This window comes from Streptomyces sp. CA-210063 (genome assembly GCF_024612015.1).
Classification (GTDB): domain Bacteria; phylum Actinomycetota; class Actinomycetes; order Streptomycetales; family Streptomycetaceae; genus Streptomyces.
Genome location: NZ_CP102512.1, coordinates 10,210,438 through 10,225,263, shown reverse-complemented (window position 1 = coordinate 10,225,263; position 14,826 = coordinate 10,210,438). Strand labels below are relative to the sequence as shown.

Sequence of the window (14,826 nt, the reverse complement as noted above, 5' to 3'; positions counted from 1 at the left end):
CCCGACGGGCACTCCCCAGGGTGTCCCCGGACGGCCGGGGCGGGTAGCGCGTGACATTGCCGGCACACGAAGGGATCTGTCTTCCCCCATGTACGCAGCATCGTCCTCCGTGTCCGCTCCTCCCCGGTCGCTGCACCCCCGCCAGCCGGGCAGCGGCGGCCCCTACCTCGACCCCACACGGACGGCGGCCCCGGGCCTGGGTGCCGGCCGGACGCGGCGCGTTCCGGGGCTCGGCACCCAACCGCTCAGCGGGAGACTCGACTTGTCCGGCCCTCAGGGCGCGCAGCTGCGCACGGCGATCGCTTCGGTGCATCGCATCTGCCCGGAATTCACTCCGGTCCAGGTGCTGCGCCGAAGCGGCCGCTCGGTGCTGCTCGTCGGTACGACAGGGCGCAGCACGGCCGTCGCCAAGTGTTTACTGGACCATTCCTCCATCTGGGAGGAGCGGCTGCGGCACGAAATAGCCGCATACCGCTCGTTCGTCCGGCACCGCCCGCCGGTGCGGGCGCCGAGGCTGATCGCGGCGGACCCGGACAACTGCACCTTGGTCATCGAGCGGATGCCGGGCCGGGTGGCCGCCCTGCAGCGGCATCCGGTGGAGGCGCCGCCGCGCGCCGACATCCGGGCGGCGCTCGGCGCGATCTGCCGGCTGAACGCGTGGCGGCCGCCGGCGGGGACGTTCGACGCCCCGCTGGACTACGCGGAGCGGATCTCCCGTTTCCATGAGCTGGGTCTGCTCACCGACCGGGACATGGGCGATCTGCAGAAGCTCCTGCACGGCATCGCGCATGCGTCGGGCCGTCAGGGCATGGGCCAGTTCTGTCACGGCGACGCCCTGCTGTCGAACATCCTGCTCTCACCGGCCGGTCCAGTGCTGGTGGACTGGGAACACGCGGGGTGGTATCTGCCGGGGTACGACCTGGCGACGCTGTGGGCGGTGCTCGGGGACGCCCCGGTGGCGCGGCGGCAGATCAGTCAGCTGGCGCAGTCGGCGGGCCCGGCCTCGCGTGACGCGTTCCTGGTGAACCTGATGCTCGTACTGACCCGTGAGATCCGTACCTACGAGACGGCCGTGCAGCGTTCGATGCACGACGCGACCCCGGCGGCACCGGGCCCGGCCCACCCGGCTGCTGCGCCGTCCGGCGAGGAACAGCGGCTGCTGCTCAGGCGGCTGCACGACGACTGCCAGCTGGCCCGCAAGGCCGTACGGGCGGCGGTCGGCACTCGCTGAGGGGAAAGGAAGGTCCGCGGTGTGCCCTGGACAGGGGCGCGCCGCGGACCTTCGTCATGACGGGAAAGTCGATCGGGGAAGCCAATCACCGGGGAAACGGCCCCCTGCGGGCATGATTGACGGATCGTCGGCCCGCCGATAGCACTGGTGCGGTTCGGCTCCCTACGCCCCGCCAACGCCCCACCGTTCCAGGAGGCCGCCTTGCGAGGATCCCCCACCGACCGCAGGCCCACCCCGCACCACAGTCGTATCCGTAGAACGGCGGTCGCCGCAGCCCCGGCGGTGCTGCTGCTGCCCCTGCTGGGCGCGGCCCCGCCCGCCGGCCAGTCGTCCTCCGCTTCGGCCCGTCTACAGGGCGCCTTCACGGCCGCGGCCGAGGAGTACGACGTACCGCGCAGCGTTCTGCTCGGTGTCTCCTATCTCCAGTCCCGCTGGGACGCGCACGGTGGCGCGCCCAGTGTCACCGGCGGCTACGGCCCCATGCATCTCACCGACGCGCGTACGGCTCTGGCCGAGGCACCGCACCACAGCGAGGGCACGGAGGACGCGCGCGGCGACGACTCCCGGGCACCGCTGGTGTCCGAGGCGGATCTGCCCCCGGCCTCCGAACTACCGCCGAGGCTGCGGACGTTGACGAAGGCGGCCGAGCTGACCGGTCTGCCCGCGGAGGCGCTGCGCACGGACGCCGACGCCAATGTGGCGGGTGGGGCCGCGCTGCTCGCCGCCGCGCAGCGGGAGCTCGGCGCGGAGCCGAGTGCCGATCCGGCGGACTGGTACGGGGCGGTGGCACGCTTCTCGGGTGCTGAGGACCGGGCGACGGCGGCGGCGTACGCGAACGAGGTGTTCGCGGTGATCCGCGACGGCGCCGGGCGCGTCACGGACGCCGGTCAGCGGGTGGCGCTCGCCGCCGAGCCCGGCCTGCGCCCCGGCACCGGGCAGTTGTCCCGGGCCGGGCTCCGCGCGGCAGCCGTGGACGGCACGGAGTGTCCGAAGACGGTGTCCTGCGAGTGGATCCCGGCGCCGTACGAGGAGTTCGGCGACAACGACTACGGCAACCACGACCTGGCCGACCGGCCGACGTCGCAGAGCATCCGGTACATCGTCGTGCACGACACCGAGGCCACCTGGGACACCACGCTGAAGCTGGTCCAGGACCCGACCTATGTGTCGTGGCACTATTCGCTGCGCTCCACGGACGGGCACATCGCCCAGCACGTCAAGAACAAGGACGTGGGCTGGCACGCCGGCAACTGGTACGTCAACGCCAAGTCGATCGGTCTGGAGCACGAGGGGTTCCTGGCCTCGCCGGACGCCTGGTACACGGAGGCGATGTACCGCACGTCGGCGCGGCTGGTGAAGTACCTCGCCGACAAGTACCGGATCCCGCTGGACCGCCGGCACATCCTGGGCCACGACACCGTGCCCGGCCCGACGACGGCGACGATCCCGGGAATGCACACCGATCCGGGCCCGTACTGGGACTGGCGGCACTACTTCGAACTGCTGGGCAAGCCGTTCGGTCCGACGTCCGGCGCCAACAGCGCCCTGGTGACCATTCTCCCGGACTACTCCGACAACCGGCCCGAGTTCACCGGCTGCGTGAGCGGGGGCGAGCCCTGCCCGGTGCACGGCTCCAGCGCCGTACGCCTCTACAGCGAGCCCGATGTGACCTCGCCCCTGATCAAGGACATCGGCCTGCGGCCGGGCGGCGGCGACTCGACGATCGATGTGAACGACCTCGGTTCGCGGGTCTCCACCGGCCAGCAGTACGCGGTCGCCGGACGGCAGGGCGACTGGACGGCGATCTGGTATCTGGGGCAGAAGGCCTGGTTCCGGAACCCGCAGGGGCAGCCGACGGCGGTCGGCGCGACCGGTCTGGTCGTCACGCCCAGGCAGGGCCTGGCCGAGATCCCGGTGTACGGCCGCGCCTACCCGGAGCGGGAGGCGTACCCGGCGGGCGTGCCCGTCCAGGCGGTGTCCCCGCTGCCGTACAAGCTCCTCAAGGGCCAGAAGTACGCCGCCGGGGACCGGGGGCCGGGCGAGTACTACTACGCCGTCGGCTTCGACACGAGCGGACACAAGGTCGTGGTCGGAGAGGACCTGTACTACGAGATCCAGTTCGGTCACCGGGTGGCGTTCGTGCGGGCGGCGGATGTGCGGGTGCTGCCGGCCGCGTGAGGACGAGGCCGTCTGATGACGAGATCTCCTGAGGTCGGGGCCTTCTGAGGTCGGGGCGTTCTGAGGGCACGAAGAAGGGCCGGGTGTGAGCCCGGCCCTTCTCTCTTGGTCCCCTGTGTGCTCTCAGCCCTGCTGGAACAGCTCCGCCGGGAGTGGCTTGAGCAGGGCGTACAGGTCGTCGGTGATGGGGCGGTCCCAGGCGGCGATGGTCACCAGGACGTTGTCGCTGCGGTCGAACTGGACGCAGGAGATCCGGGACTCGGAGAGCTTGAGGCGGCGGACGATCAGCAGGTTGTCGCCCTGCATCACCGGCATGTCCTCGGAGCCGACGACCGTGATGTCCTCCTCGTTCTCCAGCGCGACCAGCAGCTGGGCCACCTCGAAGGGGATCTCGCCGTCGGCGATCTCGCGCGCCGGGGAGCCCTCCGGGAGGTTGCCGATGATCATCGCGGGGCCGCGGCCGCCGTAGAGGTCGTAGCGCAGGAAGACGCCCTGGCAGCTGCCGTCGGGGGCGGGCAGCAGGCCGGCGCCGAGATTGCCCGGCCAGTCGCCCGGGTCCATGGCCAGTACGTCGAAGTCGGGACCGGCAGGGGTGGCGCTGCGGCGGCGGAGGAAGGACATGCCGCCATGGTACGTGCCCGGAGGTGCTCGGTGGCGGGTGGGCGAGACTATTGCGGGGGCCGATCCGGGGTCCGGTGCGGTCATCCGTTCGGAGGCTGTTCGCCCAGCGCCGGGCCGGTCCGGCAGGGCCCGTGGGTCGCCCTGCCGCTGCTGGTGGTGAGCGGGGTTCCGCGCGGCCGTTCCGGGCTCGCGCCGCCTTCTGCGGGCATCACGGCGTATGCCCGGCGCGGGTCGGCGGGGCCGGTTCGGCGGTTACCGACCGGCCTGCCGGGCTGACGGTCGCGTGGACGGCTGGCCGGCGGTCTTCTTGTGCCGCTCGTGGTGGCGGGCGACGCGGGCGCGGTTGCCGCAGGACGGCTTGCACCACTCCTGGCGCGGGTGCTCCTTGAGGAAGTAGCGCACGCATCGTGGCGCGTGGCAGGCGCGCAGTCGCTGCCGCTCGGGGCTCGTGAGGAAGGCGAGGGCGGCGCGGGCGAGCGCGGCGGTGAGCGGGTCGTCGCCGGTGGCGGGCTCGTGGCGTACGACGGGTTCGGCGCCGGGGCTCCAGGAGAGCACCGGGACGGTCGGGGTCAGGGCGGCGGCGGCGTTGAGGCGCGCCAGCGCCTCGGGGACGGACGGCAGCCGGGCGGCGTCCGCCGGGCTGGGCTCGCCGGGGCTGACGGCGCGGGCGAACAGGGCCCGGACAGCGGAACGGAGATCGCGTACGGCGGTGAGCGCGGCCTCGTCGGCGGTGAAGCCGGGGGCGGTCGGCAGGGCGTCCGCGTGTGCCCGGACCCAGGTGGTGAGGCCAGTGGGTTCGGTCAGGTCATCGGCGACACCGCCGCTGCCGTCGTGGCGGACGGTCAGGGCCAGGTCCAGGGCGAGCCGCGCGTCCGCGCTGATCGAGTACTCCATGAGGCTAATGATAGGCGAGCAGTCATCCATTAAATCGAGCCGGGCGGAATTCGAGAGGGAAATTCCGAGCAGTCGGGCCCCTGCGGGAATTCTGGACAATTGCGGGGGAATTTTGGCACGGTGAGGCGAAGCGGCCCGCAAATCGAACGTGTGGCCGATTCATTCTGGGGGTTCAGTCATGCCACCCGCACACCTCGCACCGGACGTCGCCGCCTTCTACGCCACGCAGAGCGCGTTCACCGACCCGGGCGATCTCGCTCCGCGCTACACCGACCTGCCACGTGATCCGGCTCAACTCGCCCGTGTGGCACGGGATCTGATGATCCATCGGGGCGAGGGTGAGACATTCCGCTACGCCACCCCACAGGACCGGCTGCACAACGACGCCGAGACGCGCTACCTCGACGACATCCTGCGGATCGTCGTCGGGCGAAACGACGCGCCGCTGTCACGGCGCCGGGAGCCCGAGGACCGTTTCGTCGGCGTGTGCCGCGACTTCTCGCTGCTGCACTGCTCGCTCCTGCGCCACATCGGCGTGCCCGCCCGGCTGCGGTCGGGCTTCGCCACCTATTTCGGCGACAACGGATTCCACTGCGACCACGTGGTCACCGAGTACTGGGACCCGGCACGCGGCTGGCTGTTCGCCGACGCTCAGCTGACGGAACCGTTGATCGTCGACACCTGGAAGATCGACTTCGATCCGATGGACGTGCCGCGCGACCGTTTCCTCGTCGCGGGCAAGGCGTGGCAGGCCATCCGGGCCGGTGAGGCGGACCCCGGGACGTTCGGCCTCCACCCGCCGCAGGAGGGGCCGCTGAACGGCGAGTGGTTCGTGGCGGGCAACGTCCGGCTCGACCTCGCGGACCTGAACAAGGTCGAGACGCTCCTGTGGGACATCTGGGGGACGGAGACCGAGGCCGGCCAGGAACTCGTGGACCCGGTCCGCGAGCTGTACGACGAGGTCGCGCCGGTGGCGGGTGACGAGGTGAACTTCGCCGCGGCGCGCGCGTTGTTCACGGGCCACGAGGGACTGCGGACACCGAGGACCGTCCTGTCGCTGGCGCCGTACAACGGTCCACGCGAGGTCACCCTCCGCTGACTGGCCGGCCCCCGAGCACTTCTCCTCTCCCTGTCGGTGGGCGGCCCCGGCCGCCCACCGACTGAAACCGTGCGGCCGCTCAGGTCAGGTCGAACTCGCCCTCGCGAGCCCCCGATACGAAGGCGCCCCACTCGGCGGGGGTGAAGATCAGCGAGGGGCTCTCGGGGCTGCCGCTGTTGCGCATGGCGATGAAACCCTCGACAAAGGCGATCTGGACATCTCCCCGCCCCTGGCTGCTGGACCGCCAGTCCGCCTTGCTGAGGTCCAGTTCCGCCGGCTTGTGCCAGCCGTCGAGCGATCGCTGCTCCATGGTGCTCTCGGCCACGTCCGTGCTCCTCCCGGTTCGTCGTCCGCCCGCCAGACTAGCGATCGACCACCACCGCCGACAGGCCACGTGAGGGGGAGGTTCAGGAGGTGGGCGGCTGGGCGCCGACGAGCCACATCGAGAAGAACTGCGATCCGCCGCCGTAGGCGTGCCCGAGCACCCGGCGGGCGCCCTCCACCTGGTGTTCTCCCGCCAGCCCCCGCACCTGGAGCGCCGCCTCCGCGAAACGGATCATGCCGGAGGCGCCGATGGGATTGGTGGACAGCACCCCGCCGGACATATCGACCGGAAGATCCCCGTCCAGCTCGGTGACGCCGGACTCGGTGAGCTTCCAGCCCTCTCCCTCGTCGGCGAAACCGAGGTTCTCCAGCCACATCGGCTCGTACCAGGAGAACGGCACGTACATCTCCACCGCGTCGATCTCCCGGCGCGGGTCCGCGATGCCCGCCTGCCGGTACACGTCGGCCGCGCAGTCCCGCCCCGCACGCGGCGACACGCTGTCCTTGCCCGCGAACAGCGTCGGCTCGCTGCGCATCGCGCCCCCGTGCATCCAGGCGGCGGGGCGGGGCGCCCGGGCGGCCCCCACACGGTCGGTGAGGACCATCGCGACGGCTCCGTCGGAGGACGGGCAGGTCTCCGAGTAGCGGATCGGGTCCCACAGCATGGGCGAGGCCTGGACCTTCTCCAGCGTGATGTCGTGCTCGTGGAGGTGCGCGTAGGGGTTCTTGAGCGCGTTGCGGCGGTTCTTGTACGCCACCAGGGACCCTACGGTGTCGGGGGCGCCGCTGCGCCGCATGTACGCCCGCACGTGCGGGGCGAAGAAGCCGCCGGCGCCGGCCAGCAGCGGCTGCTGGAACGGGATCGGCAGGGACAGGCCCCACATGGCGTTCGACTCGGACTGCTTCTCGAAGGCGAGCGTCAGTACGGTCCCGTGGACGCGTGCGGCGACCAGACTCGCGGCGACCAGCGCGGTCGATCCGCCCACCGAGCCCGCCGTGTGCACCCGCATCATCGGCTTGCCGACCGCGCCGAGCGCGTCGGCGAGATACAGCTCGGGCATCATGACGCCCTCGAAGAAGTCGGGCGCCTTGCCGATGACGACGGCCTCGATGTCCGCCCACGTCAACTCGGCGTCGTCGAGGGCCCGTCGGGCGGCTTCACGCACCAGCCCGGCGATGGACACATCCCGGCGCGCCGCCACATGCTTGGTCTGGCCGACCCCTACGACGGCCACGGGCTCCTTGCTCATCGCGGATCCCCTTCGAGTACGGCGACCAGGTTCTGTTGCAGACAGGGGCCGGAAGTGGCGTGCGCCAGCGCCCGGTCGGACTCCCCCCGGTGGATACGGGCGGCGGCCTCACCGATCCGGATGAGCCCGGCGGCCATGACCGGGTGGGCGGCCGGGGCCCCGCCCGACGGGTTGACGCGCACGCTGTCGTCGAGCTCCAGCACCTCGCGCAGGATGACCTCCTGGGAGCTGAAAGGGGCGTGCAACTCGACGGTGTCCACGGGCCGTTCGAAGGCTCCGGCCCGCTCGGCGGCGAGGCGGGTGGACGGCGAGTCGGTCAGATCGCGTACGCCGATGCCGTGGGCCTCGATGCGGTGGTCGATCCCCCGGATCCAGGCGGGCCGCTCGCACAGGTCCCGGGCCCGCTCCCCCGCCGCGAGGACCACGGCGGCGGCCCCGTCGCCGATGGGCGGACAGTCCCCGGTGCGCAGGGGCCGTACGAGGTACTCCCCCTGCGGCACGGAACCCCTCAGCTGGGCATGGGAGTTGGTGGCGGCCTCCGTGCGGCTGCGCGCCCCGATCGCCGCCAGCGCCGGCTCGTCCGTGGCGCCCGCGTCGATGAGCGCCTGGGCCTGGAGGGCGGCGAGGGCGACGGAGTCGGGCCAGAGCGGCGCCACGTAGTACGGGTCGAGCTGACGGGTCAGCACGTCACGCACGGACCCGGGCGAGGACTTGCCGTACGCGTAGACGAGCGCGGTGTCCGCGTCCCCCGTCTGAAGCTTCACCCAGGCCTCGTACAGGGCCCACGCCCCGTCCATTTCGACGTGCGACTCGGAGATCGGCGGCCAGGCGCCCACGCCGTCGAGGGCGAGGGTGAAGGAGAAGGCGCGGCCGGCGAGGTAGTCGCTGGAGCCGGAGCAGGTGAAGCCGATGTCGGACGTCTTCAGCCCCGTCCGCTCCAGGACCTGGTGCAGCACCGGCATGAGCATCTCCACCTCGGAGAACTCGTCGGTGGTGCGCCGGTGGTCGGTCTGGGCGAAGGCGACGACGGCGATCTCCCGGTTCACAGCAGCTCCTTGAACGTGTCGTACTCGGCGTCCGGCTCGCCGGTGGGCCGGTAGTGATCGGGATAGCGAGCGCCTTCCGTCCACACGGGTTCGACGCGCAGGCCGATCCGCACCTGGTCGTAGGGGATGCCCGCGATACGGCCGTGCAGGGCGAGGTCGGCGCCGTCGAGGGCGATGTGGGCGTATACGTAAGGCACCTCTATGTCGAGATTCTTCGCCTTGATGTTGACGATGCAGAACGTGGTCACCGTGCCGCCCGGCCCGACCTCCACCTGCTCGGCCGTGGCCACCCCGCAGGTGGGGCAGGCGCCCCTCGGCGGTACGTACACCTTGCGGCAGGACGGGCAGCGCTCGCCCACGTTGCGGCGCTCGGCGAGGGCATTGATGTAGCCGGTCTGGGCGCGGCCGGGCGAGTAGGTGTAGTCGAGGCGGGCGGGGGCGACGATCCCGGTGACGGGGTCGGCGAACTCGCCGCTGTGGCCCGCCGGTTCCACCGGATCGCCGTCGTACGGCTCGAAGCAGGCGATGTCCGTAATGGCGCCGGAGCGTTCCTCGGCCCAGCGGACGCGGACGCGCATACCGGTGCGTACGGCGTCGGGGCCGGGCGCGTCGAGGGCGTGGAGCAGAGCCGTGTCGGCGCCGTCGAGGCGTACCAGAACCCAGGCGAAGGGGGCGCCCAGCGGCTGGCCGCGGCGCGGCTCGTGGTTCCAGGCCCAGGTGGTGACGGTGCCGGTGGGGGCGACCTCGACCAGGTCGCGGATCTCCTCGGCGGTGACGGGGTCGTACTCGACGGGCGGCACAAGGACCCGCCCGTCACCGGCACGCACACCGAGAACGACACGTTCGCGCAGCCCGGTGAGGAAGGCGCTCTGGACGGGACCGAGGGAGCGGGTGAAGGGAAACTCAACGGTGAGGGGTGCTTTGAGGATTGTGGACATCGGAGCTCGACTCCTTCAGAAGAGGGGCACAGGCGCGCCCCTCAAGGGGCGCGGGGAACTGCGCGACCAGCCACGAACCACCCGCAGCCGAAACACGACCGCCCCCAGCGAAACGCCTACGCCCGCTTGTAAACAGGGGCCCGCTTCTCGGCGAAGGCACGAGCCCCCTCCTTCGCGTCATCCGTGTCGAAGATCGGCCACCCCCGCTTCAGCTCGGCGGCCAGCCCCTCCGCTTCGGTCATCTCGGCCGTCTCGTACACGGACGCCTTCACCGCCTCCACGGCCAGCGGCCCACACGCGTTGATCTGCTCGGCGATCTCCAGGGCCTTGGCCAGGGCCGTGCCGTCGGGCACGACGTGCCCGATCAGCCCCACACCGGCGGCCTCGCGCGCGGTGTACGACCGCCCGGTGAGCAGCATCTCCAACGCGTGAGTGCGTGGAATCTGGCGCTGGAGGCGGACCGTGGATCCGCCGATCGGGAAGAGACCACGCCGCACCTCGAAAAGGCCGAACGTCGCCGACTCCCCCGCGACCCGGATGTCGGTGCCCTGGAGGATCTCAGTTCCCCCGGCCACGCAGTGGCCCTCAACCGCGGCGATCACCGGTTTGCGCGGCCGGTGGTGGCGGAGCATCGCCTTCCAGTGCAGATCGGGGTCGGCCTTGAGCCGGTCCCGGTACTGCTGCCCTTCCATGCCCTTGCCCGCGAGGGCCTTGAGGTCCATCCCGGCGCAGAAGGCACCGCCCGCTCCCGTGATGACGATCGAGCGGACCTCGTCGTCCTGGTCGGCCTCGACCCAGCCGTCGTAGAGGCCGACGAGCATCGGCAGCGAGAGCGCGTTCTTGGCCTCGGGCCTGTTGAGCGTGAGCACCAGTGTGGCGTCTTCGCGCCGCACGGTCAGGTGTTCCGTACCACCCATCGCGGTCCTCTCTCTCCGTCCCGCCTTCGGAACGAGAACAGGTTGCAGGAGGCGCCGAAGCACTTCAAGGGTTTTCTGACAGGTAGTCAGATTTATTGTGCGCGGACCCTTCACAGTTGTGCCGCCCTTTGCTCTGATGACCGGCAGCCGGTGGGAGCGAGGTCAGGAGGAGCGCGGTGGAGTACAACCTTGCCGACCTGTTCGAGTCGGTCGTCGACGTGGTCCCCGACCGGGCGGCGCTCGCGTACCTGGACATCCCGGGGACGGGTGCGGAGCGTCGGCTGACCTACGCGGAGCTGGACGCGGCGGCGAACCGCATCGGACACCATCTGCTCGACAGTGGGATAGAACCTGGTGAGCACGTGGGGCTGCACCTCTACAACGGCGTCGAGTACCTGCAGACCGCCCTCGGGTGTCTCAAGGCGCGGATCGTGCCGGTCAATGTCAACTACCGCTATGTGGAAGAGGAGTTGGTCTACCTCTACCGGGACGCGGATCTGGTGGGTCTGGTCTTCGACGCGGAGTTCACCGGGCGGGTGGCGAAGGCGCGGCCGCGAACGGAGAAGCTGCGGCATCTGGTGCGGGTGGGGACCCCCGCGCCGGACGCGCCCGCGCTCGAGGTCGTCGAGTTCGCCGAGGCGGAGGCTTCCGCGTCCGCCGGGCGCGGTTTCCCCGCGCGCTCGGGTGACGACCAGTTCATCATCTACACCGGCGGTACGACGGGCATGCCCAAGGGAGTGATGTGGCGTCAGGAGGACCTCTTCTTCTCGGGGTTGGGCGGCGGTGCGCCGACCGGGGAGCCGGTGAAGGCGCCGGAGGAGCTGGCCGAGCGGGTCGCGGCCGGCGGTGACGGGATCACGTTCTTCCCGACCGCCCCGCTGATGCACGGCACGTCCACGCTCACGGCGTTCATCGGGTTCAACTTCGGCCAACGGGTCGTGATCCACCGCAAGTTCGTGCCGGAGGAGGCTCTGCGGACGATCGAGAAGGAGAAGGTCACCAGTGTGTCGCTGGTCGGCGACGCGATGCTGCGGCCGCTCATCGACGCGCTGAACGGCCCGATGAAGGGCACGGACTGCTCGTCCCTGTTCAGCGTGTCGTCCTCCGGCGCGATCATGTCGGAGACGGTCCGGCGGCAGTTCCAGGCGTTGGTGCCGAACGCGATGCTGCTGAACAACTTCGGCTCGTCGGAGTCCGGCTTCAACGGCACGGCGACGGAGGGCTCGGGCGCGGGCGACGGTTTCCGTATCCGCGTCCACTCCCGTACGCAGGTCGTGGATCCGGCGACGTACGAGCCCGTCCCTGTTGGTGTGCCGGGCCGGGTCGCCCAGCGCGGCCATGTCCCCCTCGGCTACTACAACGACCCGAAGAAGACCGCCGAGACCTTCTTCGAGCGGGACGGCGAGCGCTGGGTGCTCCTCGGCGACATGGCGACCGTCGACGAGGAGGGCGTCGTCACGGTCCTCGGCCGGGGTTCGCAGTGCATCAACACCGGCGGCGAGAAGGTGTACCCGGAGGAGGTCGAGCAGGCCCTCAAGGCCCACCCCGACGTGTACGACGCGCTGGTCGCCGGGGTGCCGGACGCCCGCTGGGGCAACCATGTCGCGGCCGTGGTGCAACTGCGCGCGGGCGCGGACCGGCCGTCCCTGGAGGACATCCAGACCCACTGCCGTACCCGCCTGGCCGGCTACAAGATCCCCCGCCGGCTGGTGCTCACCGACACCATCCAGCGCTCCCCCAGCGGCAAGGCGGACTACCGGTGGGCACGGTCGGTGGCCGCGGCCGCGGACGCGTGAGCCCGACCGGGCCCGCGGACGCGTGAGCCCTCACGGGAAAGCCTCGTCAGTGCCCGTCGAGGAAGGCCGTGACACGTCGTACGAACCACTCCGGGTCGTCGAGCCACGGGAAGTGGCCGCCGCCGGGCTGGACCGTGAACCGCGCGTCGGGGAAGAGGCCGGCCGTGCGGCGGGCGAGGGCGGGGGTCGGGCCGCTGTCGAGTTCGGCCGCGTAAACCAGGACCGGGGCGGACAGTTCGGCGAGTGCGGCCCGGGTGGCGGGCGGGTCGTAGGCGCCGGCGGAGCCGTAGACGGCGGCTGCCTCGTCGTTGGTCTGCTGTTCCTCGGCGGCCATGTGGGCGCGGGTGGTGTCGTCCCAGCGGCCGTAGAAGAAGGGCATCATGTCGTCGTCGAAGGGGCCCTGACCGGTCCACGCCGCCTCGAAGGCCGGGTACGCCTCGGCGAACCACGGTTCGTCCTTCCGGAGGCGGGCGGCGGCGAGGCGGTCCTCCACAGTCACCGGCAGGCCCACCGCCCAGGGGGTGGCGGCGATCAGCGCCAGGCGGGACACCCGCTCGGGGTGGCGGGCCGCGTAGAGCATGGCGAGGTTGCCGCCGGCCGAGTGGGCGAGCAGGTCCAGGCGCTCCATCCCCAGGTGGGCGCGGAGTGCCTCCACGTCGTCGACCTGCCGGTCGCAGCGGTACGTCGACGGGTCGGCCGGCACCGCGGAGTCACCCGTGCCGCGCAGGTCCAGCAGGACCAGGCGGCGGTGGGCGGTGAGCCCGCCCAGGTCGCCCAGGTAGGCGGAGGCGCGCATGGCTCCGCCGGGGAGGACGATCAGCGGGGCGCCCTCGCCGCGCAGGTGGTAGGCGAGTTCGGTTCCGTCGGGGGCGGTGAAGGTCGGCATGACGTCGATCCTCTGATCGGGCGTCGTCCGGCGCAACGCGATTCGCTCCGGCGAGGACAGGGTCAGGCCTGCGCGAAACGGTCCCGCAGCTCCCGCTTGAGGATCTTTCCGCTCGCGTTGCGCGGCAGCTCGTCCACGAAGAGAACCTTCTTCGGCGCCTTGAAGTGGGGGAGCTTCTCGCAGGCGTGGGCGATGAGTTCGTCCTCCGTGGCTTCTCCCCGGCGTACGACGACTGCCGTGACGGCCTCGATCCAGTGGTCGTCGGGCAGGCCGATCACCGCGACCTCGGCGACCTGGTCGTGGGTGTAGAGCGCGTCCTCGACCTGGCGTGAGGCGATGAGGACGCCTCCGGAGTTGATGACGTCCTTCACCCGGTCGACGACGGTGAAGAACCCGTCGGCGTCGCGCACGGCGAGGTCCCCGGAGTGGAACCAGCCGTCGCGGAAGGCCTCGGCGGTCTCCTCCGGCTTCTCCCAGTAGCCCTCGCAGAGTTGCGGTGACTGGTAGACGATCTCGCCGGGAGTGCCGTCGGGCACATCCTTGCCCTCCTCGTCGACGACCCTGGCCTCGACGAACATGACGGGGCGTCCGCAGGAGTCCATGCGGCCCTTGTGCTCGTACGGGCCGAGGACCATGGACAGGGGGCCGATCTCGCTCTGCCCGAAGCAGTTGTGGAAGGCCAGCTTGGGCAGGCGCTCCTTGAGCCGTTCGAGGACGGGCACCGGCATGATCGACGCCCCGTAGTAGGCCTTGCGGAGGCCGCTGAGGTCGCGGGTCTCGAAGTCGGGGCGGCCCGCGAGGGCGATCCACACCGTGGGCGGGGCGAAGAGGCTGTCGGCGCGGCCCTCCTCCACGAGGTCGAGGATCCGGTCGCCGTCGGGTGCGTCGAGGATGGTGTTCGTGGCGCCGACCGCGAGGTACGGCACCAGGAAGACGTGCATCTGCGCGGAGTGGTAGAGCGGCAGGGAGTGCACGGGCAGGTCGCCCGCCTGGAGGTCGAGGGCGGTGATCGCGCTGAGGTATGCGTGGACCAGGGCGCGGTGCGTCATCATCGCGCCCTTGGGCAGCGCGGTGGTGCCGGAGGTGTAGAGGAGCTGGGCGAGGTCCTCGGCGCGGGGTTCCTCACCGTCGTACGGCTCCGTGTCGGCGAGTCGCGCGAGGAGTGAGTCGTCGGCGTCCCGCAGCGGCAGGGTGCGGGTGCCTTCGGGGAGGTTCCCGGCGAGGTCCGGGTCGGTCAGGACGAGGGTGCTGCCGGACTGGTCGAGGAGGTACGACAGGTCGTCGCCGGTGAGGTTCTGGTTGACCGGTACGTGGACCAGGCCGGCGCGGGCGGCGGCCAGGAAGGCGATCAGGTAGGCGTCCGAGTTGTGGCCGTAGGCGGCGACCCGGTCGCCCGGCCGGAGTCCGGTGTCGCGCAGGGCTCGGGCGGCGCGGGAGACGGCGTCGTCCAGCTCGGCGTAGGTCCAGGACCGTTCGCCGTAGTGGATCGCGACGCGGGCGGGGGTCCGCCGGGCGCTGCGCCGCAACGTTCCGTCGACCGTCACGCTGCGACCAGCCGTCATGATTCCTGCTCCTTCGTCCACGGTTCTGACGCGATCCTCGGTCCGTCGCGCGAGCGAGGTCAAGCACACCACCCATATGGCCGG

The 14,826-nt window shown here is 71.2% G+C and carries 13 protein-coding genes; 4 read left to right on the top strand and 9 right to left on the bottom strand.

Annotation, left to right across the window (positions count from 1 at the left end; all coding sequences use genetic code 11):
- The first annotated feature begins 88 nt into the window (after positions 1 to 88).
- Both JIX56_RS44530 and JIX56_RS44525 read left to right on the top strand, forming a co-directional pair.
- Positions 89 to 1,231 carry an aminoglycoside phosphotransferase family protein gene (locus tag JIX56_RS44530; protein ID WP_257549716.1) on the top strand — a complete coding sequence of 381 codons (1,143 nt, stop codon included), beginning with the start codon at positions 89 to 91 and terminating at the stop codon, positions 1,229 to 1,231.
- 201 nt (positions 1,232 to 1,432) lie between these two features.
- Entirely contained in the window at positions 1,433 to 3,409 is a 1,977-nt protein-coding gene (locus JIX56_RS44525) for an N-acetylmuramoyl-L-alanine amidase (protein ID WP_257549714.1), read from the top strand.
- Positions 3,410 to 3,532: 123 nt separating this feature from the next.
- Here JIX56_RS44525 and JIX56_RS44520 read toward each other — a convergent pair whose 3' ends face one another.
- Entirely contained in the window at positions 3,533 to 4,030 is a 498-nt protein-coding gene (locus JIX56_RS44520) for a hypothetical protein (protein WP_257549712.1), read from the bottom strand.
- 252 nt (positions 4,031 to 4,282) lie between these two features.
- Positions 4,283 to 4,924 (bottom strand): CGNR zinc finger domain-containing protein, encoded by a 642-nt coding sequence (locus JIX56_RS44515; RefSeq protein WP_257549711.1) that lies wholly within the window; start codon positions 4,922 to 4,924, stop codon positions 4,283 to 4,285.
- 178 nt (positions 4,925 to 5,102) lie between these two features.
- Here JIX56_RS44515 and JIX56_RS44510 point away from each other — a divergent pair, with 178 nt between their 5' ends.
- Positions 5,103 to 6,023, top strand: a complete 921-nt coding sequence (locus JIX56_RS44510) for a transglutaminase-like domain-containing protein (protein WP_257549709.1) — start codon at positions 5,103 to 5,105, stop codon at positions 6,021 to 6,023.
- A 79-nt stretch (positions 6,024 to 6,102) separates the two neighbouring features.
- Here the strand turns inward: JIX56_RS44510 and JIX56_RS44505 are convergent, their stop codons facing one another.
- From JIX56_RS44505 to JIX56_RS44485, 5 genes are all read right to left on the bottom strand, one after another.
- The gene (locus JIX56_RS44505) at positions 6,103 to 6,348 is read right to left on the bottom strand and encodes a DUF397 domain-containing protein (protein ID WP_257549707.1); all 246 of its coding nucleotides are present in this window, start codon (positions 6,346 to 6,348) and stop codon (positions 6,103 to 6,105) included.
- Positions 6,349 to 6,430: 82 nt separating this feature from the next.
- The gene (locus JIX56_RS44500; RefSeq protein WP_257549705.1) at positions 6,431 to 7,597 is read right to left on the bottom strand and encodes a thiolase domain-containing protein; all 1,167 of its coding nucleotides are present in this window, start codon (positions 7,595 to 7,597) and stop codon (positions 6,431 to 6,433) included.
- On the bottom strand, positions 7,594 to 8,643 hold the full coding sequence (locus JIX56_RS44495; protein WP_257549703.1) for a thiolase domain-containing protein: 1,050 nt from the start codon (positions 8,641 to 8,643) through the stop codon (positions 7,594 to 7,596). Before JIX56_RS44495 ends, JIX56_RS44500 begins: the two co-directional genes overlap by 4 nt.
- Positions 8,640 to 9,581 carry a Zn-ribbon domain-containing OB-fold protein gene (locus tag JIX56_RS44490; RefSeq protein WP_257549701.1) on the bottom strand — a complete coding sequence of 314 codons (942 nt, stop codon included), beginning with the start codon at positions 9,579 to 9,581 and terminating at the stop codon, positions 8,640 to 8,642. Before JIX56_RS44490 ends, JIX56_RS44495 begins: the two co-directional genes overlap by 4 nt.
- A 116-nt stretch (positions 9,582 to 9,697) precedes the next feature.
- Positions 9,698 to 10,498, bottom strand: a complete 801-nt coding sequence (locus JIX56_RS44485) for a crotonase/enoyl-CoA hydratase family protein (RefSeq protein WP_257549699.1) — start codon at positions 10,496 to 10,498, stop codon at positions 9,698 to 9,700.
- 176 nt (positions 10,499 to 10,674) lie between these two features.
- Between JIX56_RS44485 and JIX56_RS44480 the strand changes: the two genes are divergently transcribed.
- Positions 10,675 to 12,294 (top strand): acyl-CoA synthetase, encoded by a 1,620-nt coding sequence (locus JIX56_RS44480; RefSeq protein WP_257549697.1) that lies wholly within the window; start codon positions 10,675 to 10,677, stop codon positions 12,292 to 12,294.
- A gap of 46 nt (positions 12,295 to 12,340) precedes the next feature.
- Here the strand turns inward: JIX56_RS44480 and JIX56_RS44475 are convergent, their stop codons facing one another.
- Both JIX56_RS44475 and JIX56_RS44470 read right to left on the bottom strand, forming a co-directional pair.
- Positions 12,341 to 13,180 carry an alpha/beta fold hydrolase gene (locus JIX56_RS44475; protein WP_257549695.1) on the bottom strand — a complete coding sequence of 280 codons (840 nt, stop codon included), beginning with the start codon at positions 13,178 to 13,180 and terminating at the stop codon, positions 12,341 to 12,343.
- A gap of 62 nt (positions 13,181 to 13,242) precedes the next feature.
- Positions 13,243 to 14,742 carry an acyl-CoA synthetase gene (locus JIX56_RS44470; protein WP_257549693.1) on the bottom strand — a complete coding sequence of 500 codons (1,500 nt, stop codon included), beginning with the start codon at positions 14,740 to 14,742 and terminating at the stop codon, positions 13,243 to 13,245.
- Positions 14,743 to 14,826 lie beyond the last annotated feature (84 nt).